At 46.7% G+C, this 19507-nt stretch carries 14 protein-coding genes and 3 pseudogenes; 5 read left to right on the top strand and 12 right to left on the bottom strand.

Annotated features, from left to right (window positions below):
• The first annotated feature begins 129 nt into the window (after window positions 1-129).
• The gene (locus QUA44_RS03735) at window positions 130-969 is read left to right on the top strand and encodes a hypothetical protein (protein ID WP_333248349.1); all 840 of its coding nucleotides are present in this window, start codon (window positions 130-132) and stop codon (window positions 967-969) included.
• A gap of 123 nt (window positions 970-1092) precedes the next feature.
• Here the strand turns inward: QUA44_RS03735 and QUA44_RS03730 are convergent, their stop codons facing one another.
• On the bottom strand, window positions 1093-1668 hold the full coding sequence (locus QUA44_RS03730) for a pseudouridine synthase (protein ID WP_333088165.1): 576 nt from the start codon (window positions 1666-1668) through the stop codon (window positions 1093-1095).
• Window positions 1669-1877: 209 nt separating this feature from the next.
• Here QUA44_RS03730 and wecB point away from each other — a divergent pair, with 209 nt between their 5' ends.
• Window positions 1878-3008: a non-hydrolyzing UDP-N-acetylglucosamine 2-epimerase gene (gene wecB, locus QUA44_RS03725; RefSeq protein WP_333248350.1), complete on the top strand. Its 1131-nt coding sequence runs from the start codon at window positions 1878-1880 to the stop codon at window positions 3006-3008.
• 58 nt (window positions 3009-3066) lie between these two features.
• Here the strand turns inward: wecB and QUA44_RS03720 are convergent, their stop codons facing one another.
• From QUA44_RS03720 to QUA44_RS03690, 7 genes are all read right to left on the bottom strand, one after another.
• Complete coding sequence (locus QUA44_RS03720; RefSeq protein ID WP_333309503.1) at window positions 3067-4890, bottom strand: ATP-binding protein; 1824 nt, start codon at window positions 4888-4890, stop codon at window positions 3067-3069.
• Between the two features lie 140 nt (window positions 4891-5030).
• The gene (locus tag QUA44_RS03715; protein WP_333248354.1) at window positions 5031-5915 is read right to left on the bottom strand and encodes a substrate-binding domain-containing protein; all 885 of its coding nucleotides are present in this window, start codon (window positions 5913-5915) and stop codon (window positions 5031-5033) included.
• 471 nt (window positions 5916-6386) lie between these two features.
• On the bottom strand, window positions 6387-6908 hold the full coding sequence (locus QUA44_RS03710) for a hypothetical protein (protein WP_333248356.1): 522 nt from the start codon (window positions 6906-6908) through the stop codon (window positions 6387-6389).
• A gap of 8 nt (window positions 6909-6916) precedes the next feature.
• On the bottom strand, window positions 6917-7414 hold the full coding sequence (locus tag QUA44_RS03705) for a TIGR00725 family protein (protein ID WP_333248358.1): 498 nt from the start codon (window positions 7412-7414) through the stop codon (window positions 6917-6919).
• Window positions 7415-7612: 198 nt separating this feature from the next.
• Entirely contained in the window at window positions 7613-7792 is a 180-nt protein-coding gene (locus QUA44_RS03700; protein WP_333248361.1) for a hypothetical protein, read from the bottom strand.
• Window positions 7793-7802: 10 nt separating this feature from the next.
• The gene (locus QUA44_RS03695) at window positions 7803-8513 is read right to left on the bottom strand and encodes a hypothetical protein (protein WP_333248363.1); all 711 of its coding nucleotides are present in this window, start codon (window positions 8511-8513) and stop codon (window positions 7803-7805) included.
• A 276-nt stretch (window positions 8514-8789) separates the two neighbouring features.
• Window positions 8790-9674, bottom strand: a complete 885-nt coding sequence (locus QUA44_RS03690; RefSeq protein ID WP_333248365.1) for a 4-hydroxybenzoate solanesyltransferase — start codon at window positions 9672-9674, stop codon at window positions 8790-8792.
• Between the two features lie 218 nt (window positions 9675-9892).
• On the opposite strand from QUA44_RS03690, the gene QUA44_RS03685 reads away from it, so the two are divergent.
• Window positions 9893-11509, top strand: a complete 1617-nt coding sequence (locus tag QUA44_RS03685; RefSeq protein WP_333248367.1) for a Ppx/GppA phosphatase family protein — start codon at window positions 9893-9895, stop codon at window positions 11507-11509.
• A 302-nt stretch (window positions 11510-11811) separates the two neighbouring features.
• On the opposite strand, the gene QUA44_RS03680 is transcribed toward QUA44_RS03685, so the two are convergent.
• Window positions 11812-15924, bottom strand: coding sequence for a choice-of-anchor Y domain-containing protein (locus tag QUA44_RS03680; RefSeq protein ID WP_333248368.1), 4113 nt, complete (start codon window positions 15922-15924; stop codon window positions 11812-11814).
• Window positions 15925-16351: 427 nt separating this feature from the next.
• Here QUA44_RS03680 and QUA44_RS03675 point away from each other — a divergent pair, with 427 nt between their 5' ends.
• Window positions 16352-16510 carry a hypothetical protein gene (locus QUA44_RS03675; protein WP_333248372.1) on the top strand — a complete coding sequence of 53 codons (159 nt, stop codon included), beginning with the start codon at window positions 16352-16354 and terminating at the stop codon, window positions 16508-16510.
• Between the two features lie 313 nt (window positions 16511-16823).
• On the opposite strand, the gene QUA44_RS30630 is transcribed toward QUA44_RS03675, so the two are convergent.
• On the bottom strand, window positions 16824-17768 hold the full coding sequence (locus tag QUA44_RS30630; protein WP_445243629.1) for a calcium-binding protein: 945 nt from the start codon (window positions 17766-17768) through the stop codon (window positions 16824-16826).
• Between the two features lie 296 nt (window positions 17769-18064).
• On the opposite strand from QUA44_RS30630, the pseudogene QUA44_RS30625 reads away from it, so the two are divergent.
• Window positions 18065-18259, top strand: a pseudogene (locus QUA44_RS30625) (hypothetical protein); the annotation flags it as partial.
• Between the two features lie 15 nt (window positions 18260-18274).
• On the opposite strand, the pseudogene QUA44_RS30620 reads toward QUA44_RS30625, so the two are convergent.
• Window positions 18275-18595, bottom strand: a pseudogene (locus tag QUA44_RS30620) (pentapeptide repeat-containing protein); the annotation flags it as partial.
• 7 nt (window positions 18596-18602) lie between these two features.
• A pseudogene (locus tag QUA44_RS30615) lies at window positions 18603-19430 on the bottom strand (cadherin-like domain-containing protein); the annotation flags it as partial.
• Window positions 19431-19507 lie beyond the last annotated feature (77 nt).

Below are 19507 nucleotides of genomic sequence, written 5' to 3'. Positions count from 1 at the left end.
TACCATTTAAACTATTGTGTGGAGGCTCCACCATCCCTTTGGATAGTTTAACGAGATTCATAGCCGATCGCCAACCAATCGTTACTGTATTTTAATAAACTTAATTTTAAACTTGGATTTGAAGGTGCCGTGGAAGCTAAAATCAAACAATTTTCGCGTAAGTGGTTGAGCCTGCTCGTTAATGGAGTTATCGGTATAGCAGCGCTGGCGGGAGTGATTACCATGCAGTCGATCGGGCAATTGGGAGGAATGCCCGCAGTTAGCGTTCCGGAACGAAAGCCGGTCTCTGCAATGTCTGCCGCCAGTTTCAAGCAAGCCTCCCAGCAAGAAGCGCAGCAAGAAGCCCTGCGGCTAAAAATGCTCAAAACACTTCCTAGTTTTGGGTTTGACAATTTAATTGCCGACTGGACATTTCTGAAATTTTTGCAGTATTTTGGCGACGATGAAGCCCGAGATGTGACGGGCTACAATCTCAGTCAAGATTATTTTGACATAATTACTCGGCGCGATCCACGCTGGGCTGACATCTACCTGTTTCTGTCCACAGCCGTTTCTTTTTATCAGGGAAAGCCTGAAACTGCTGTTAAGTTTATAGAGCGCGGTACTAACGCCCTTTCGCGGGAAAATAATCCCCAAGCGTGGATTGTGTGGCGAACCAAAGGTCTTGATGAGTTGCTGCTGTTGGGCGATATTCCCGACTCAATGCGCTCTCACGAAATGGCCGCTGATTGGGTAGAAAACACAGCCGACGGCCCGAAATTAGCGCCGCTGTTTCGAGCAACTGCTGAGTATTTGCGCCGAGATCCAGATAGCGTGCCGGTGCGGTTTAATGCTTGGAGTACGGTTTATGCTCAAACAACTGATAAGTTGGTGCGGCAAAGGGCGAAACAAGCTCTTGTTAAGTTGGGAGCTCAGGTAAAAAAAGATAAGGATGGAAACGAGAGTTTTATTTTGCCGCCCAGAAAGTAGTTGATTGTTGACTGTTGACGGTTGACTGTTAACGGTTGACTGTTGACTGTTGACTGTTGAGGGCGGGCCCGCACCATCCACCGCCCCTACTGACTTTTGACTGTTGACTGTAATTCTGCAATCTCAAATCTCAAATCTCAAATCAGCTTGAGTTAATTCGCGCCATTCACCGGGTTTCAAGTCATTTAGTTGCAAATGCCCGATCGCACTTCTCACCAGCCGCAGCGTCGGAAACCCTACTGCTGCGGTCATCCGGCGCACTTGGCGGTTGCGGCCTTCTGTGAGAGTCATTTCCAGCCAAGCTGTGGGAATGTTTTTGCGAAATCGAATCGGGGGCTGGCGGGGCGGTAATTGGGGTTCTGCTGATAATAATTGCACTTTTGCCGATCGAGTCCGATAATCTTGAATTGTGACACCAGTTTGCAAAAGGGCGATCGCGCCTGCATCTGGAACCCGTTCCACCTGAACCAAATAAGTGCGAGGATGAGCGAATTTTGGATCGCTGAGGCGGTGCTGCATTTGTCCGTCATCCGTTAACAGCAACAAACCTTCGCTATCGCGATCGAGCCTTCCCACCGCATAAACATCAGGAATCGGAATATAATCTTTCAGGGTACTGCGTTTATTCTCGCTGGAATTGTCAGTGAACTGAGTTAAAACATCGTAAGGTTTGTAAAATAGAATGTAGCGATAGGGCATGACCAATTAAAAATTAAAAATGTACAAATAGTGCAAGCAAAAACAATATAACTCCCAAAAAAACACCTTCTAACTCTATTCTCTCCTCCGCGCCCTCTGCGCCCTCTGCGGTTCATAAAAAAAATAAATCTTATTCACCAACTATTCAAACCTGCTATAAAATATTCAGCCTTTAAGAGCAGCAAAAATCTCAACTACCCAATTTTACCATGCCCGAAGCCACACACCGCGTTTGTATCGTCCTAGGAACTCGCCCGGAAGCGATCAAACTAGCCGCTGTAATTCAACTGTTCAAAAATTCACCAATCTTTGACACCCAAGTAATTTTAACCGGTCAGCACCGAGAAATGGTCGAGCAAGTAATGCAAATGTTCGACCTGAAAGCCGATCGCGATTTAGCAATTATGCAGCACCAGCAAACCCTAACCGACATTACATCCCGCAGTTTGCAAGGTTTAGAAGCCTGCTTTAAGGAATTGCAGCCAGAAATCGTATTAGTGCAGGGCGATACAACAACAGCATTTGCAGCAGCTTTAGCTGCATTTTACCAGAAAATACCAGTCGGTCACGTAGAAGCCGGATTGCGGACAGACGACGTGTTCAATCCCTATCCCGAAGAGGCTAACCGACGGTTGATATCTCAGCTCACAAGGCTGCATTTTGCCCCAACAGCGCTGGCTGCAGAGAATTTAGGGCGATCGGGCGTTTTAGGAGAAATTCACCGTACAGGCAACACAGTAATCGACGCTTTGTTATCCGTCGCCAAACGCGAACCAGAATGCAAAATTCCCAACCTAGATTGGAGCAAACATCGCACTATTTTAGCAACAGTCCACCGCCGCGAAAATTGGGGAAAACCCTTAGCAGGAATTGCCAGGGCATTCATCCAAATTCTCGATAAATTTCCCGATACAGCCTTACTCTTACCGCTGCATAGAAATCCGACAGTTCGGGAACCATTAAAAGCTCTTTTGGGCGACCATCCAAGAATCTTTTTAACTGAACCATTGGACTACGCCGAATTAGTAGGAGCCATGCAGAGAAGTCATTTAATTCTCACAGATTCCGGCGGCTTGCAAGAAGAAGCACCGAGTTTGGGTAAGCCAGTTTTAGTATTGCGAGAAACCACAGAAAGACCAGAAGCAATTGCCGCCGGAACCGCTAAACTTGTCGGTACAAATTCTGATACAATTTTCACAGCAGCCGCAGAATTGCTGAGTGATTCTACAGCTTACGACGCAATGGCAATGGCAATTAATCCCTTTGGTGACGGTTTGGCTGCGTCGCGGATTTTGAAAATTGTTGAAGAGTATTTTAGTGAGAAGACAGTTGACAATTGACGGTTGACGGTTGACGGTTGACAGTGAGTCGAAAAACTGCAAACCGATGCTCAACTATTTATTGGCTGAGTCCGACCTCTATGGGAATCTCAATCACAAACTTCGTGCCTTCGCCCAGGGTGGAATCACACCACAGTTTTCCTCCATGCTTTTCCTTCACCACCTGATAGCTAATGGATAAGCCTAATCCTGTCCCCTTGCCTACGGGTTTAGTAGTGAAGAAGGGATCGAATAGGCGCGATCGCGCTTTCTCTGGAATACCTGTACCGTTATCGGCGATCGCAATCTGCACCCACTGTTTTTTTGTTTTGGTAGTCTTAATCCAAATCCGATTCGGTTGGTCAGCAATATCCTGAAAACTACGTCCTTCATTGCTCTCTTCCAAAGCATCGATCGCATTTGATAGCAAGTTCATAAACACCTGATTAAGTTGACCTGCATAGCATTCTACCAACGGTACCTCGCCATATTGTCGGACTACTTCAATGGTTGGGCGTTCTGGGTTGGCTTGAAGGCGATGTTCTAAAATCATCAAAGTGTCATCAATGCCTTCATGGAGATCGACAGCCTTGAATTCCGAGTGATCCAGACGAGAAAAGCTACGCAACGAAACCACAATGTCCCGAATGCGAGCGCTGCCCACTTTCATCGACTTAAGAATCTTAGTGAGATCCTCTTTTAGGAAGTTTAGATCCACATCCTCTAGGTCATCTTGAATTGATGGGGACGGGTTGGGATGATCCATTTGATAGGCATCTAGTAATCGCACTAAGTCATGGATGTGATCGTTGAGATGAGACAGGTTGCCGTAGATAAAGCTTACCGGGTTGTTGATTTCGTGCGCTATCCCTGCCACCATTTGCCCCAGTGCCGACATTTTTTCGTTATGCACCATCTGACTCTGGGTGCGGTGCAGTTCTTCAAGGGTACTCTCTAGTTGTTGCACCTGTTGGTTCAGTTGCCGATCGCGAGCCATAAGTTGCTCTGCCATACTCTTAAATCCCTCAGCTAAAAGCCCCACTTCATCCTGACTATCAACCGGAATACCAATGGCTAAATTGCCTCTGGCCAATTCCTGGGTTGCCTCAGTCAGTCTTTGAATGCGACGGCTCAGAGCTTGGGTGAGACGGAAACCTCCGATCATCACGACTGCGATCAGGACACTTCCTAATAGACCAAAGCCGCCCACCACAAACCATAAATGCTGTTCTGCTTCGTCTATTTCCTTAGCAGACTTGAGTACAGCAATTTGGAGATTTGCCCCATCAAAACTTTGTAATTCGATTGTTGCGATCAGGTATTCTTCACCTGCAATCCTGATTTTGGTGGGCAACCCGTCTGGCTGTCGAAATTGCCAAGGTCGATCGCGCGGAAGTGGCAAAGTAGCAGCCGTCACCTTCTCGCCGTCAAAAGCCACCAAATGTATGGATGTGTTGCCACGAATCGACTGGAGCGCTGTATCGTCAATGGCTAATCCCGCAACCAAACCAGCTAGGATCTTTTGAGATGATTTGATTGATATTAACCCAATCATGGAAGACGGAGCCCTGTTTTGGGCCAGGAGGATTCCCGATAACTCTAGTCCGGTTCGGGCGGCACGGTTCACAGAGGCATCCTGCAATGTCGCCTGTCTTATTGCTCCCAACTGTGAAGACACTAAGACTTGACCATCAGCGTCAACTATTCTGATCAAATCCAGTTTAAGACCAGCTTGGATTGGTAATATAGTCCGCAGCAATAAAGGGCGATCGCCCTTTATTACTGCTGTGATGACATCATTATCCTCACTCACCGAACGGGCTTTCAAACGGAGTGATTCTTGCCTTTGCTTTAGAGATTCCCGCAGCATACTAGCCAGATCCACGATCTCCTTTCGCGCCATTTGTTCTAAGCTGTTTCTAGCAAAATAACCAAAACCCAAGGTTCCAACAGTCCATAGACTCAGAAATGCAAATAACAGAGGCGATAACAACTTGGCGGAAACGGGTAACCGCGCGTATCTGGATTGGATGGCCACAGCTCTTAATCCTTGGCGGATGGGGTCACGAAAATAAAGCCAGACTCCTCAATCGCGTTGATTCCTGGCGGACTAGAGATGTATTGAAGTAGCGCTTGGGTAGCCTCGGTCGGTTTTTTGTGCCAGAGAATTGAAATTGTCCGAACCATCGGATACTTGCCCGCTTTGACATTTTCTCGTGTTGGTTCAACCCCGTTGAGGCTGAGGCGGTTGACAGGTAGTTTTTCGGAAATGGCGTGAGCAAGGGAAAAGGTACCGATGCTGTAAGGAGTGCTTTGAATTGCCTCGATCAATTCCCCTTCTTTCCGAAATACGATTGCTTCTAATGAATTCTTTAAATCTGCTCCTAGGTAATATTCCCGCAAGAGTCGCTTGGCAGATTCATCTTCTGGGCGATCGAGCAGTACAATTTTAGCATCGGTTCCTCCGAGTTCCTTCCAGTTGGTGATGCTGCCACTATAAATACCTTTGAGGTCTTCAGTCGTGAGGTCTTTCACCCCTGTGACGCTGGGATGAGTGGCAACTAAAAGGGCATCATGAACCACCTCGCGAGACTCTAAAGTGCCATCATTTTCTTCTGGCTTTAATTTTTTCGAGATTACACCTAGATCGACTAATGTCTGTTTAATCCCATCAATTATATTTTCAGACTGCCCCGGTTCTAGCTGGGTAATTTTGACGTTTTTTGCGGTAGCTTCGTAGTTGGTTTGCAGCACCTTAATCAGACCCAACGTGCTGCTTGATCCCCCAACTTTGATCGAGGTTTGGGTTTGCGTTGCCGCAGTCGTGGGCGCTGTTGTCGTGGTGGCACTGCTGGTCGTCGTACTGCAACTGGGCAGCCCTAGGAGGACGATCGCACTTAAAGCTACCGTAACTAAATTCGGTTTCATTGAAAAATTCCTATGCTATTTAACAAGATGAGCTGGGTAGTAGAAACTCAAGTTTTTGATGATTTTATAGTGAACCCAACTCGATCAATTTTTTAGGTTGGGATAAAAAAAAGGAGTTGATATTTCACGGTTGATTTCATCCTTAATAAATCTTATTCTAAATAATTAAAATTTGCAACGAGTCATCGCAACGTTTTGTGATGCTGTTTGATATGATTAGCGAGCGCATCATACTTATGAGAGATGCGCTCGCAGACTATGCAGCCCGATAGAGTAAAAATTACTGTTACAGGTCAATCGGGAAGCTTTTATCCTGACTAATTTATCTTAATTGCCAGTTACAGATGAGTTTTTTTTGAGCTTCATAGATCGATTTGCGATCGAGGTAAAACGACTAAAATCAGAAATCATTTGATTTAGGTGAGTTTCGGTGGTGTCGCTAAGAATGTTTGCCTTGTCAGTTAGATATTCTTAAGGAGAGGGAAGTGGTGGCACAAAATTGCTGCTGCCTTTATAACCGGATAAAAGAGCAAGTTTTTCCAAAGATTGCCTGCCGGTGTAATATTTGCCCCGAATTTCCCAAGTGGGATAAGCTTGAATCTTCGCAGCTTTGCACAAATCCGGTTGAGCATCTTTCCCTCTGGGATCGCACTCAATGTAAGTAATCGCAGTAAATGCTTCTTTGCCGAAAAGTTCTTGTTGCGTGTGACAGTGAGGACACCAGTAAGCACCGTACATTCTAGCTTTGATTGTCTGCAAATGGGTTGCTAAAGCTATTTGATCCGGCACGGATTCGCTGCGAATAAGTGGCGCTTCTTGTTCGGTAACAGGCTGTGCCGAAGGGGGCGCAGGAGGGAGGGTTTGTGCTAAAGTTTGAGTGGATTTGTTGCTGAAACTGAACTGTGCAATTCCTCCGTCTGCTTTGGTACTGCCGAAAATACCCAGAGTTAGGAAAATTGCGATCGCACAAAAGTTGAATTTGCTTACTTTCATCTTGAATTTCATCTGGGATTTGTTAGGATTTCGCGAGCTTGATTCATAGCCTCTACAGCATTGTGTACCACAAAAATGTTAATTTTGCCTAAATCTTTAAAGAAAAGTTGACTTTCCCAGCTATGATTTAACAAAATAACTTGCTTGTGAGCTTTGATGGCGAGGGCAATTTCCGAAGCGGTACCCGCGCCCGTACCGCAGGCAATTATCACATCTGAAGAAAGAATATTAATGTTATTTCTGGCGTTTCCCATATCGGTGACAATGGCAATATCTACAGCTTCGGAAATGCCGCGAGTATCGTTTCCCGGAAGGATGCCGATTGTTAAACCGTTAGCTGATTTTGCACCTTTGTTGGCGGCATCCATCACGCCGAGATTTCTGCCGCCAGTTAGCAATATCCATCCTGCTTCGGCGATGAGTTGTCCGAGTTGATAGGCGTTTTCTAAGTCAGTTGATGTGGCACTTTCGCCTGGGCCCATGATGCCAATGATAGTTTTTTTCATATTTTATGGTTGAGTATCTGGTTGGGAAGAATGTGTGTTATTTTTTTATTAAACAGGTCAAAGAAAATGAGTAGCGCTAAAAGTCTCGAAACCAAGCTGATAGAAAAAATTCGTAGCTTACCGCCGGATAAAATTATCTATCGCCTTTTTGATTGTATAACGGGCGCTCGCACTTTTATTGTGTCTGAACAATAGGGTTTATGCTGCTGACATTTGTAATCGACGTTCTACTCGTTCGTATTCATTTTCTAATAGGCAGAGTTTAGCTTCTTCATAACTTGAACTGGCAAATACGATTTGATAATTTTGAGCAGGATCGTAGATAGAGCTATTACCTGAATTGTCACCTTGATAGTAGGAGATCGCACTGTTAGACATCAGACTTACCCTAGACAACCGGCTGCTGATTTTTTGCATCCCAGTAGAACAAAAACAAAACTATGATGGGCAATGCAGAAAGAATACTCGCAATACACTGGTAGATTAATTCGATTCCAAAGTTATCATGTTGTCCAATTAATGATAGCGGTAAATACAAAATCCAAGACACAATCATCGAAGCAATAAACAATCCAAGATAGGTCAGAATCATCGTCCAAAATATCTTCCATCTTTTCCCTTGAGTCAAATTCGCACTCATTTTTTGAGCCTTCGAGCCTTCTACACCTTCCAGCACCACAGCGGCATCAATTAGTGCATAGCGCAATGCGAAGATGACACCTGGAACGATGAAAAGAATTAAACCACCTAGCACAATAAATCCCGTGACAAAACGAGTTCCGAACAGCTTGAAACACTTTCGTGCTGCGTGGGTCATGGACTCACGATAAGTTGGATGAAGTCCCCGCTTCAACTGAGCAAGTGCATGAAGTAATGCACCCACGTACAGCGTACCAAACGAGCCTTCAATGAATTGCGACATTCGCAACTCTTGAATGGTTATACGCAACTCGTCTCCGCCATTCATCCCCGGAAAAACGTACAGGCGCAAATATATCAACAGAATTGACCCCGGCAACCATACTGTTAGCACTATCAAACTAAACAGCACAAAGTTTGATGCGAATAATGCAAGAGCTTCACGGATTTTTTGAATCATAAAGTGTAGGGTCTACATTATGAATAAAATTTTATATGACAATTTAAATGTAGAGGTGCTTTCAGAGTAGCTTACAAGAGTTATTTTGTCAAGTAAATAAACTGAATTTTTGGCGATCGTCGTCGATTGCTTTAATCTTCACTGCTACTATTTTTTTGCTTTCACTTGAGTGTTTCTGGAACCCACTTTTTATTTCTCAGCTTCACGATTCTGAGCAAGTGTAAGTTTTGTTTCACGAGCGTTAAACTTAACCTACACTTGATATTGGGGAACTTATCAAAAAATATCCCCAACAATCATCCCCGCCAAAATCACAAACCCCACCCAAACATTTTGGCGGAAAATTTGACCGTAAACGGGATTCGGAATGTCGGTCTTTCGCAGTTGACTGTACTGCAAAACCCACAAAATCGCTGCCGCACCAATCGCTATCCAAAAGCCAATATGCAAATGTAAATTAATTCCCATTGCTGCTAACAAACCGACAGTCCCAACAAAGAAAAAACCCACAGCATTAGCGGCATTATCCCCAAAAAATATGGCGCTGGAATTCACACCCAAACGCAAATCATCTTCTCTGTCGCTCATCGCGTAAACTGTGTCAAATCCCATCGTCCAAAACACGACTGCTCCCCACAGCAGCCAAGTTGCTATTTCTAATTGATTTACGGCCGCGCTCCAACTAATTAATACGGCAAATCCCCAGGCTATTGATAATACTAATTGCGGCACTGGAAAGACTCTTTTTGCTAGGGGATAGCAGATAATTACTGGTACGGCGGCAGCGCACAGCCAGAAGCTTAAAGGATTGAGATAAAAGGCGAGAATGGCGGCGCTTGCAAAGGAAATTAAAGCAACTCCGATACCAGTTTGCACTTTCAGGGCGCGGGATGCTAGGGGGCGCGATCGCGTTCTTTCGACTTCGGGATCGATATCGCGATCCCACAAGTCGTTAATCACGCATCCCGCCGCACTGGTGGCTAAGGTACCCAACACAATTACGCCCACCAATGCTGCGGGCGGCCTCCCGTCTGATGCTAAAAAGACGGCCCACAGGGCTGGAATCATTAAAATCAGCCTTCCTGCTGGTTTGTCCCACCTCAAAAGCTTTATGATGGTTAGCAATGTGGATTCGGTTGGGCGATCGGACTCTTGAAGCATTTTAATTCTAGATTTTAGATTTTTAACATTAAATGTTATCAAATTTTAGGCAAAATCACCTAATATAGCGGTTCTCAAAAAAGTGATGTATGTCCCGATGCCCTGTTTGGCCGATGCCCGATGCCCGATGCCCTAATTCCCGATTTTTGCTGATTTCATAGGATGCCTAACTGGATTCGTGAAATAATCATAATATCTATCAACCCCCATACACTCCAATGGTTAATTCAAGTGCTTCTGCGGAGTCAAATCGCATTATTGCTGCTATTGATATGGGTACTAACTCGTTTCACATGGTGGTGGCGCGGATCGATCCGAAATTACCCGCCTTTGCGATTATTGCTAGAGAAAAAGATACGGTTCGGTTAGGCGATTCCGAAGCAAAAACAGGCTGTTTAAAGGCTGAGGTTATGGAAAGGGCGATCGTCACTCTGAGCCGTTTTCTAGACATTGCTAAAACTTGCAACGCCGAACAAATTATCGCTGTGGCTACGAGTGCGGTTCGAGAAGCTCCTAACGGGCGGGATTTTCTCAAACGAGTTGCTGAGGAATTAGACCTGAATGTTAGCTTAATTTCCGGTCAGGAAGAAGCGCGGAGAATTTATCTCGGCGTACTTTCGGGAATGGAATTTAACAATCAGTCCCAGGTAATTATTGATATTGGCGGCGGTTCTACTGAGTTGATTTTAGGAGATAGTTCTGAACCGCGCTGTCTCACCAGTACCAAAATTGGTGCGGTTCGCCTGACTGGAGAATTTGTCAAAACTGACCCGATTAGCAAGGAGGAGTTTGCTTATTTGCAAGCTTATATTCGGATTTCGCTGGAAAGACCGATCGACGAATTGCGATCGCAATTCAAGACAGACGAACATCTGCGCTTAATTGGCACTGCTGGAACCATCGAAACTCTGGCTGCAATTAACGCTCGCGAAAAGTTGGGAACAGTTCCGAGTCCGCTAGCTGGCTATCAGTTAAGTTTAAAAGATTTGCGCGATTTAGTCAATCGCTTTCGCAAACTTTCTTACTCGGAAAGGCTGGCAATTCCCGGAATGTCTGATAAGCGGGCGGAAATTATTCTCGCCGGCGCTTTGATTTTGCAGGAAGCGATGACACTATTAGGGATGGAATCGCTCACTGTGTGCGATCGATCTTTGAGAGAAGGCGTAATAGTTGACTGGATGCTGAGCCGCGGTTTGATCGAAAACCGCTTGCGCTATCAAGGTTCAATCCGCCAGCGCAGCGTTCTACACATGGCTGCAAAATATCAAGTTAACTTAAAACAAAGTGAAAGAACCGCCGAATTTGCCCTGAATTTGTTCGACCAAACCCAAGGAATTTTACACAATTGGGGAACAGAAGAACGCGAGTTGCTGTGGGCGGCGGCGATTCTGCACAACTCCGGTTTGTACGTCAGTCATTCGGCGCACCACAAGCATTCTTACTATTTAATTCGCAATGGTGAGTTATTGGGATACACTGAAACAGAGATTGAAGTAATTGCTAATCTAGCTCGATATCACCGCAAAAATCCTCCCAAAAAGAAGCATGAAAATTTTCAAATTCTCCCGAAAAGATACCGAGAAGTAGTGAGTAAACTGCATCCTTTTCTGCGGTTGGCTGTGGCTTTAGATAGGCGGCAAATTGGCGCTATTGCTGACTTCAAATGCGAACACCGCCCGGAAGTGCGAGAGTTTCACTTGCGGCTGCAACCGCTCAACCCCGCGGACGATTGCGCTCTGGAAATGTGGAGTTTGGATTATAAAAAGCCCTGTTTTGAAGATGAGTACAATCTCAAATTAGTGGCAACTTTGGAACCGAATATCGTGACAGTTTAAAGAATACTCAGAGCCGGAAAACGAGAAACTTTAGGGTGCGTACTTCGCACCATTAGTTTCAACTTAACCCCAAGTGTAGTACCAATATTGTGTTTAACTCCATACTCCTCCCGATCGCCCCTAGCCTGCCCTAAGAAGGCAGGGTGGATTAATTAACGAGAGGATAAATCAAGGTGATGTGGCTATTTGCTGACGCTTTGTGCGTTGGATTTAAGTGGTTTGTCCGGGCTAGACAAACCGAAAAGCAACTCACTCAGATATTCAAAGAGTTTGTGTAGACGCGGTTGAAACCGCCGTCTTATCTACAAACCAAGCCCAATTACTGTAAAATCCTGTTGGGTGATGAGATTAGCTGGCACACCCTTGAGGCTAGCTAAGATTTGATCTGTGTTGGCAATTTTGATAAAAGTTGTAGTGTTTTCTTCAACTATGCTGAGTCGATCGACCTTTAAGCCTCCCATCAAAACCAATAAATCCTCACCTTGCCTAAAATCAACAATAACATCGCCACCTTCCATCGCAGTCAAGCAAAAGTAATCGCGCCCGCTTCCCCCAATCCAAGTATCATCACCCTTGTCGCCCCACAGAGTATCGCTACCCTCACCGCCGCACAATTGATCCGCATCTCCACCGCCAAAAATTAGATCGTTGCCGTTACCGCCGCACAAATAATCTTTTTGACTGCTAGCATCCGTCGCGATATTGTCAGTATCTCCGAAAATTGTATCATCGCCTTCGCCGCCACAGATGGTGTCACTTCCCAAATCTCCAAACAGCAAATCATTGCCCGAATCGCCGCAAATTAGATCGTTATCTTTGCCGCAGTGGATGGTATCATTGTCCTCGCCCCCAACCAGAGTATCTGCGCTTTCTTGCCCGTATAAAAGGTCGTTGCCGCGATCGCCAAAAAGCAAATCTTTTCCTGTTAAGTCGCCCTCAGACGAGTCAGAAGTGCCCCCAAATAAACGATCGCCACCTTCATCCCCAAGCAAGGTATCGTTGCCTTTGTCGCCCCAAACTACGTCATCATCTTTGCCTGCGATCGCCAAATCATCATCTTTACCCGCATAAATAATGTCATTCCCAGCGTGCCCGACGATGTAGTCGTTATCTTCGTTGCCAAATATGGTGTCGCTGTCTGCATCCGGGCCCAAAGCAACCGGGCTAGCAAAACCACCGTAAATATTATCGCTACCCAATAAGCCCATTAGCAAGTCGCTGCCGTTAAAACCGTTGATGCTGTCATTAATATTGCTGCCGGTTAGGGAATCCCTGCTGTCTGTACCGCTGAGGGTGTTTGCAGGGATATTTTGGGCGGGAATGGAAGCGCGATCGGGTAAATTTAGCCGATCGCACGTACAGTCTTCCGAAGCAGCAGGAATTACCGCAGGTTTGGGGGTTTCGGTTGGTGGAGATGTAGTTTGGGCGATCGAATTCTGATTTGCGATCGGCGTTTCCCCAGGTTTAGCCGTCGGAATTGGAGTTTCCGCAGATATCGGAATTGGCGTCGGAATTGGTGTCGGAGTTTCCGCAGGCGTCGGAGTTTCCGCAGGCGTCGGAGTCGGTGTCGGAATTGGAGTTTCCGCAGGAATTGGCGTCGGAATTGGAGTTTCCGCAGGCGTCGGAATTGGAGTTTCCGCAGGAATTGGCGTCGGTGTGGGAATTGGAATTTCCGCAGGAATTGGCGTCGGTGTGGGAATTGGAATTTCCGCAGGAATTGGCGTCGGAATTGGAATTTCCGCAGGAATTGGCGTCGGTGTGGGAATTGGAATTTCCGCAGGAATTGGCGTCGGAGTCGGTGTGGGAATTGGAATTTCCGCAGGAATTGGCGTCGGAATTGGCGTCGGTGTGGGAATTGGAATTTCCGCAGGCGTCGGAGTTTCCACAGGAATTGGCGTCGGAATTGGCGTCGGAGTCGGAGTCGGAATTTCCGCAGGAATTGGCGTCGGAGTTTCCGCAGGAATTGGCGTCGGAATTGGCGTCGGAGTCGGAGTCGGAGTTGTATCTACAATAGTCAAAAGAGCACTAGAAATTGCTCCTAAATCTGCTCCGTTAGTGGGATTGTTCAGACTTAAATTAACAGTTTCATTTTGTTCTATTTCGGAATCATCCACAATGGCAATCGTGAAAGTTTGCACACTTTCGCCAATGTCAAAATTTAATGTTCCCGATGTCTGGTTATAGTCGCTGCCAGCATTAGCAGTGCCATTACTTGTAGTGTAACTGACAGCAGCAGCCACATTAGTAGCATCAGTGCGAGTAACGGTAATTGTGGCAAACTGACCGTTTTCATTAACGCTGTAATTGGCGTTGCTGAAGTTGAATGTGCCGGGATTAGTCAGGTTTATAGTGAAAGTTTGGTTGGGGGAAGTATCGACACCGCCGTTATCTGTGCCGCCATTATCTTTCAGGTTTAAGGTGATATTAGCACTGCCGATCGCCCCTGCCGTCGGTATAAAAGTTAACATTCCCGCCGAGTCGATCACAGGTTGTACACTAAACAAAGCAGCATTATCATTCCCTACCACTTGAAAAGCCACAGTTTGTCCCGATTCGTTGGCCGGGCCTGGAGAAATGACAGTCGCCCATCCGGGGATGGTTTGCGCGCCGGATTTGCTACTGAAAGTGCGATCGCCCCCACTGACAAACGAAGGTGCATCGTTGACTGGATTAACTGCGATCGAATATGTCAAACTATTAGTGCTAAACGGCGTTGTTCCCCCAGTCACTGAAGCATTAACGCCCGCAGTACCGTTACCCGCCCCATTCCTTCCATCCCACCCCCGAAAAGTAATTGTGGGTTCGCTTCCAGAAATGCTGTAATAGTCTGGGTTGGGTGCAAAGCGGACTCTCGCAGGCGTTAGCAGGGAAACCCCAGTCAAGTTGATATTAGCTTGCGCCTCGGTTGTGCCGTCACCGAGAAATGAAAAATTAGGAGTTTCGTAAGGATCGATCGCGCCACTAAATCCAGAATAATCTCGCAGCGGGCCTGTTAGTATGATATCGCTGCCGTCTGAAAGAAAGTAATTGTCGCCGAACACTCTGAGAGTGTAATTAGTAGCACTATTGGTGTTGTAAGCAACACTTTCGGCGGCGACAAATAAGCTGTTAGTTTGTCCGCCCGGATTGGGAGTAATGCCGTCTGCTTGGGCAAAAATGTTGCCGGAAGTTGCAGATAGCTGCTGGAAACCGATTTCAATTGCTTTGCGATCGCTCGTAACGGCAATAATGCTCAAACCCGCTTGATTTGGATTAGTGCGCGCTTCTGAGATAATTTGTAGATTAAAACCTAAGCTAAAGCCAGAATTGCGATCGAGCGGTGGAAATGACGGATTTAAAGGATTATTTGTATAGCCAGCATAGATGCTACCGGCAGCAGTGCTATTTAAATTAACTCCATTTCCGCTCAATATTTCGGAAGCAGTATCGGTAGGAGAAATAGAATTTAAATTTGTCAAAGACAGCCAATTTTGTGAACTGGGTGTATTGCCAAGCGATCCATCATAAAGAAGACTAGGGCCGAGCACTGTCGCTGAAGTTTCCGACACGGTGTCGAAATTTGTCCAAGTATTGCCGTTAGTTGAAAATTGCCAATTGCCGTTAGTATTGTCTGCGGTGGTGACTGCAACACCCAAAACATAGCTATTAGCATTGTTACTTCCTAACTCGCTGGTGATGGCTAAAGGAGTAAAACCTGTGTTAGCTGCGTTGGTTGTATCTTCATTAATTGGGAGGAGTGTATTAAAATTTGAATTTCCCAAAGTTGGAGCGCTGTTAAGCTGCGGGTTGCGGAGGCTGTTAATATAAATAGTGTTAATTCCGCCGTTGGGCAAACCCAAGGAACCGGGACTGTTGACGGCATAATTAGCAGTGACGCTGACACCACCAAGAGCGCTAAAAAACTCGACAATTCCCCCGTTGTTTGGTGCGGAAATTTGCATTTTAGCTGCACTGCCAAAGGCTCCGTGGTTTCCTGATGTCCTCCAGGCGATCGCATCTACTGTATCGAAATTTGTAGTGCTAGTATTATCAACATAAACAACATCTGAAGCCGCGAAATCCCCATCAAAATTTCCCACGGGGAGCAGCTTTGTCAAAAATCCACCTTCAAGGCTCAATCTAATGTTCCAATCATTATTTGTTCCCGACGGTATGGGGTTGTAGGCAATCTCTTGATTGGCGGGCGAACCGCCGATCGCAATTATTGTTCCTGCTTTAAACACAGGAGCAATACTCGCCATATTCGTAAATTGGTAAGCAGAATATTTGGCTGTTGTTGGAAGAGTTGAGTCGCCCACGAAATAGCTCTGAAGCTGAGTTGCACTTACATCTTCTGTCAGCAGTAACTCTACATACTCGTTGCCAGTCAAGTCTCCAGTAGCGCGCCGGAATTCGTTAATAATTATCTGTCCCATTTAGATGCACCTAAATTTGAGATGATGGTTTTAGCTATCAACTACTGTGATTTTTTAACAATTACTATAATTTAGTTTACGTAATCAAACTCTCAGTAGTTTCTACGTACAATCGCCGTTGTATGTGATTTTGGGTACACAAATAATATCTTGACTGCCGATCGGTGTCAAGTATAAAGTTGGGATGGGGAGGATCTCCGGCTTTGCAACGCCGTATTTTTTTCGCTTTGCGAGCACTTCATGCCATGTCCGATCAATTACCATAACAAAAACGGTTCGCAGTGCGGACTTTAGTCCAGCTCGGTTACGGACTAAAGTCCGCACTACGAACCAATTTTATCCTTGTCAATCGATCGGACAAGATATCATACCAAATCCGGGTTAGCCATCCCCTCGATCGAGAAATACGGTTGAGTTAATTTTTTTTGTGATTGCGAACATCCCGATCGTGGCGATCGCAGTATTTATTTTTCACATGGTGAAAGCCGATGGCAGCGTATTGGGTCATATCAAGCCTGGTCGATCGCACGTAATCGAGGGGCCGGGGCGCGTTGATGGGCTCTATTGTTTTCAGTGTCAATATTAGAATTGAGTTGGACTCAATCGCTTTCAATTATTGAATTATCTGCGTCCATCAGTGTTAATCCGCTTGAAATCTGCGGTTAATCGGCTCGATCGAATATTTATGCAACTCAAGTCTATTAGTGAAGCGATCCCCTACAATAATCGCGGTCAATCCATCGAACTTGATGTCAGTAGTGAGATTTTCTGTACCCAAGAGACGAATCCTCTCAAAACCTGTAAAAAACAGGCTCGAAGAGCCTGTTCCACAAGAATTATTGGTTTGTATCTATTTGAGAATTATCTTGGCTGACGCACCAAATACAATGAAGTTCTGCTTACCCAAACACGATAAAATCACTGCGATCGATCGCACTAGCTGACACTCCATTCAAAGCAGCTAAAAGTTGACCGTTTTGACGGAGCCAGATGAAAGTTGTATTGGCATTTTGGGTAATACTCAGTTCAGCAAAACTTAAACCGCCAGTTAATTCCAACAAATCTTCACCTTTTGTGAAATCAGCAATCACATCGCTGCCTTCACCTGCACTTAACAAGAAGCGATCGCCCCCAACACCACCAATCAAAGTATTGTTACCTAATCCCCCCGTCAGAGTATCGTCACCTTTACCGCCGTAGAGAGTATCGTTCCCCTCCCCGCCGCACAGTTTGTCATCACCGCCATTGCCAAACATCAAGTCATTACCGGCACCGCCGCACAGGGAATCAGGTTCGCCGTTAAAAGCGATCGCGCTGCCTCCGAGAATAGTATCGTCCCCATCACCACCACAAAGAGTATCGCTGCCCCGATCGCCCAACAGCAGATCGTTGCCCGTACCCCCCACCACCACATCATTGCCCTTGCCGCCATAAACCGTATCGTTGCCCTCATCGCCGCTGAGAGTATCGGCAGCATCTCCCCCATGTAAAAAGTCGTTTCCAGTACCGCCAAACAGCAGATCGCGTCCGGTAGAGTCAGGGCTAGACGGGTTAACACTGCCTCCAAACAAGCAGTCGTTACCCTCAGACCCCACCATAGTATCGTTGCCCTTGTCGCCCCAAATCAAGTCATCATCTTTGCCACCACTCGCCACATCATCGCCCTTACCCGCGAAAATGAAATCTTCGCCTGCGTTGCCGTTGAGGTAATCATTGCCCCTGCCACCAAGCAGCACGTCTCTGTCTGCATTCGCGCCGAGGGGGACATTGCTGGGCACTCCCCCGTAAATATTGTCGTTGCCGAGTGTTCCCTGCAGAATGTCGTTGCCGTTGAGACCATTAATCGCATCGCTGAGATTGCTGCCGGTGAGGAAGTCGTTGCCGTCAGTGCCGTTAAAAGTGCGATCGACTGAATTAGCGCCGGGAATCGAAGCGATCGCGGGTAGGGTAATGTCGTCGCAAGTGCGATCGGCATCGCCGCCGACAACACTGTCAGAGTCAACAGGAGTCGGAGTCGGAGTCGGACTTGGAGTTCCCGCAGGAGTCGGAGTCGGACTTGTCGGAGTCGGACTTGTCGGAGTTGGACTTGTCGGAGTCGGACTTGTTGGAGTCGGAGTTCCCGCAGGAGTCGGACTTGTTGGTGTCGGACTTGTTGGTGTCGGACTTGTTGGTGTCGGACTTGTTGGTGTCGGAGTCGGACTTGTTGGAGTCGGACTTGTCGGTGTCGGACTTGTTGGACTTGTCGGTGTCGGACTTGTCGGTGTCGGAGTTTCTGTCGGAGTCGGAGTTGGACTTGTCGGAGTCGGACTTGTTGGAGTCGGACTTGTCGGAGTCGGACTTGTTGGAGTCGGACTTGTCGGAGTCGGACTTGTTGGAGTCGGGCTTGTTGGAGTCGGACTTGTTGGAGTCGGGCTTGTTGGAGTCGGACTTGTCGGAGTCGGACTTGTCGGAGTCGGACTTGTTGGAGTCGGACTTGTCGGAGTCGGGCTTGTTGGAGTCGGGCTTGTTGGAGTCGGGCTTGTCGGAGTCGGACTTGTCGGAGTCGGACTTGTCGGTGTAGGACTTGTTGGAGTTGGACTTGTCGGTGTAGGACTTGTCGGAGTTGGACTTGTCGGAGGGTTATCGACAACAATGCTGGCGGTGACGATCGCAGAATCAGCTTTCCCGTCATTAGCTTTGTAGGTAAAAGAGTCTGTCCCTGCAAAACCAGTATTCGGAGTGTAATCGAAGGAACCGTTAGCGTTGAGGGCGATCGCCCCTTTAGTCGGCCCAGTCACCAAAATTGCACTCAGCGGATCGTTTTCCGGGTCTGTATCGTTGATTAAGACTCCCAACCCTGCCACGTTGAGAGGGGTATTAAAAGAAGTTGTATAGTTGTCAGGAATCGCGACAGGTGGGTTATTGCTGACATTAACAGTCACTGTAGCGGGTGTAGAGTTAACTATTCCGTCGCTGAGTGTGTAGGTAAAGGTGTCTGTCCCTGAAAAGCCAGCGTTAGGAGTATAAGCGAAAGAACCGTCTTTGTTGAGGGCGATCGACCCTTTCGTCGGATTTGCTGCCACCGCAGCCGTCAGCGGGTCTAACTCTGCGTCGGAGTCGTTGGCTAAAACTCCCGGCACTGTGACGTTGAGGGCTTTTCCCGCACTGATGCTGTAGGTGTCGGGATTTGCTGTGGGCGGATTGTTTATGACATTGATATTTGCCGAAATTTCTGGTGAAGTAGCAGCCCCGTCACTGACACTGTAGGTGAAGCTATCGAGTCCAACAAATCCAGGATTCGGAGTATAAGTAAACGAACCATCCTTATTAAATCCGAGAGTGCCATTGTTGGGATTTGTGACTTTCGTTGCCGTCAGCAAATCACCGTCCAAGTCGCTATCGTTGGCTAAAACTCCCTCAGCCACAGGAACGTTTATCACTCGACCGTGCAGGGTTTTGTAACTGTCACTATTTGCCTGCGGCGGCTGATTTGTGACATTGATACCTATCTGAGTGGTCGCAGGCACGAAAGTTCCATCGCTGACACTGTAGCTGAATTCCTCCAACCCAACAAAACCGGGATTGGGAGTATAGCTAAAGGAAC

The organism is Microcoleus sp. N9_A2, from assembly GCF_036701775.1.
In the GTDB taxonomy this organism is placed as follows: Bacteria; Cyanobacteriota; Cyanobacteriia; order Cyanobacteriales; family Microcoleaceae; genus Microcoleus.
Note: the sequence above shows the minus strand (reverse complement) of the source record. Positions and strands in the feature narration are given on the sequence as shown.

Coding starts and splice junctions, on each gene's coding strand:
- QUA44_RS03730 (WP_333088165.1), bottom strand. CDS start 1,668: ATGCCCTATCGCTACATTCTATTTTACAAACCTTACGATGTTTTAACT.
- wecB (WP_333248350.1), top strand. CDS start 1,878: ATGCCCGAAGCCACACACCGCGTTTGTATCGTCCTAGGAACTCGCCCG.
- QUA44_RS03720 (WP_333309503.1), bottom strand. CDS start 4,890: ATGGCGCGAAAGGAGATCGTGGATCTGGCTAGTATGCTGCGGGAATCT.
- QUA44_RS03715 (WP_333248354.1), bottom strand. CDS start 5,915: ATGAAACCGAATTTAGTTACGGTAGCTTTAAGTGCGATCGTCCTCCTA.
- QUA44_RS03710 (WP_333248356.1), bottom strand. CDS start 6,908: ATGAAAGTAAGCAAATTCAACTTTTGTGCGATCGCAATTTTCCTAACT.
- QUA44_RS03705 (WP_333248358.1), bottom strand. CDS start 7,414: ATGAAAAAAACTATCATTGGCATCATGGGCCCAGGCGAAAGTGCCACA.
- QUA44_RS03700 (WP_333248361.1), bottom strand. CDS start 7,792: ATGTCTAACAGTGCGATCTCCTACTATCAAGGTGACAATTCAGGTAAT.
- QUA44_RS03695 (WP_333248363.1), bottom strand. CDS start 8,513: ATGATTCAAAAAATCCGTGAAGCTCTTGCATTATTCGCATCAAACTTT.
- QUA44_RS03690 (WP_333248365.1), bottom strand. CDS start 9,674: ATGCTTCAAGAGTCCGATCGCCCAACCGAATCCACATTGCTAACCATC.
- QUA44_RS03685 (WP_333248367.1), top strand. CDS start 9,893: ATGGTTAATTCAAGTGCTTCTGCGGAGTCAAATCGCATTATTGCTGCT.
- QUA44_RS03680 (WP_333248368.1), bottom strand. CDS start 15,924: ATGGGACAGATAATTATTAACGAATTCCGGCGCGCTACTGGAGACTTG.